Raw genomic sequence first — 1,544 nt, 5'->3', positions numbered from 1 at the left:
CCCCATTACAGTTTGAGCCGTCCGAAAGGGCGGCTCTTTTCCGTTGCACGGTTATACGATTGAGCCGTACCGGTGGTCGCTGGCCGACCGCCCCGGACGGCCGTCAGCCCCTGCCCCGTAGAGGGCCCGGGACGTGTTGCCGCCGGGGCGGGAGGGGCCGCGGGGAACGACTGATAGAGATGTGCCGGGCCCGGACCGGGCCACGGCGGGGTAATGTGGGTGTCGCTTCCGCGGCTAACGGCCGGCTCAAGGGAGAGGATACACCATGCCTGCAGCAGAGACGCCCGTGGCCTACCTGGGGATCGACGTCGGGAAGAGCTCGCACAGCGCGTGCGCGCTCGATGCGGGAGGGGGCGTCGCCTTCAGGGCCGAGCTGGCAAACAGGCCTGACGACATCGACCGGCTGCTCGAGCGGGCCGGCTCCGGCGCGCTGGTCGTCGTCGACCAGAAGCGAAACATCGGCGCACTGGTCCTCGCGCGCGCCCATGCGCACGGGAACCCCTGCGCCTACCTGCCCGGATATGCCGAGAAGCAGGCCCGCGGGATGTTCCCCGGCATCGCGAAGACCGACGCCATCGACGCCGAGGTGATCGCGCGCACCGCGCTCGGCGTGCCCCGCGCCCTCAGGCCGGCGCCCGAGGAGCCCGAGGGGACCGCCTCGCTGCGGATCCTGTCGTCGCAGCGCGAGTTTGCGTCGTCCGCCAGGACCCGCGCGAAGAACAGGCTGCGCGCGACCCTGCTCGAGGCCGACCCCGCGCTCGAGGGCGCGGTCGACCCGTCGAGCCGCTGGCAGGTGTCGATGCTGGCCGAGTTCGGCGGGGCCGCCGGGTGCTCGGCCGCCGGCTGGCGCAGGTTCTCGAACGCCGCCAGGCGCGCGGGCGCCCCCGCGGCGGGGGCCAGGAGGCTCTGGGAGGCGCTGCTGGCCTCGTCGCGCTCGGGAAGGCGGCTCCCGGCCGGCGAGGACGTCGCGGTCCGGATACTCGCCCGGGAGATAGCCTCCCTCGACGCCGACATCGAGGAACTCGACTCGCTCGTGGCCGACTCGCTGGCGGGCGACGAGGTCTACGAGTGCCTCCTCACGGTGCCCGGGATCGGCCCCAAGACCGCCGCGGCGCTGGTGACGTCGATCGACATATCCGCGTTCAGGGGGCACGACGAGCTCGCGAGCTATTGCGGCGTGGCGCCGTCAGACAGGCGCTCCGGGAGCAGCATCAGGTCGACGTCGCCTCAGCACGGCGGGAACAGGCGGCTCAAGAACCTGCTCATATTCAGCTGCAACTCCCTCATCGGCACGGACAACAGGTTCGGGAGGTACTACGGGGAGTGCAGGGCGAGGGGGATGAGGCACAGCAAGGCGCTGAAGGCGGTCGCGAGGAAGAGGCTCAAGGTCATCTACGCGATCATGCGCGACGCCGTCCCGTACGCGGCCTAGCGGGCGGCGGGATCAACCGAAGAGGAAACCAAGCGGGGGCGCCAGATGCCCGGATGCGTCATGCCGAAATGGCGCGAAGCACGCGGTTGACAAAACTATAGAGACACGTCCC

The 1,544-nt window shown here is 70.7% G+C and carries 1 protein-coding gene; it reads left to right on the top strand.

All coding sequences use genetic code 11. The annotated features are described in order from the left end of the window. Positions 1 to 265: 265 nt before the first annotated feature. On the top strand, positions 266 to 1,432 hold the full coding sequence (locus JMJ97_RS09420; RefSeq protein ID WP_225093809.1) for an IS110 family RNA-guided transposase: 1,167 nt from the start codon (positions 266 to 268) through the stop codon (positions 1,430 to 1,432). Positions 1,433 to 1,544: the final 112 nt, after the last annotated feature.

Origin of the sequence: Collinsella aerofaciens, from assembly GCF_025289055.1 — a bacterium.
Taxonomy (GTDB): Bacteria; Actinomycetota; Coriobacteriia; order Coriobacteriales; family Coriobacteriaceae; genus Collinsella.
Note: the sequence above shows the minus strand (reverse complement) of the source record. Positions and strands in the feature narration are given on the sequence as shown.

Excerpts from the sequence above, each read along its gene's own strand:
- JMJ97_RS09420 (WP_225093809.1), top strand. The coding sequence starts at position 266 with ATGCCTGCAGCAGAGACGCCCGTGGCCTACCTGGGGATCGACGTCGGG.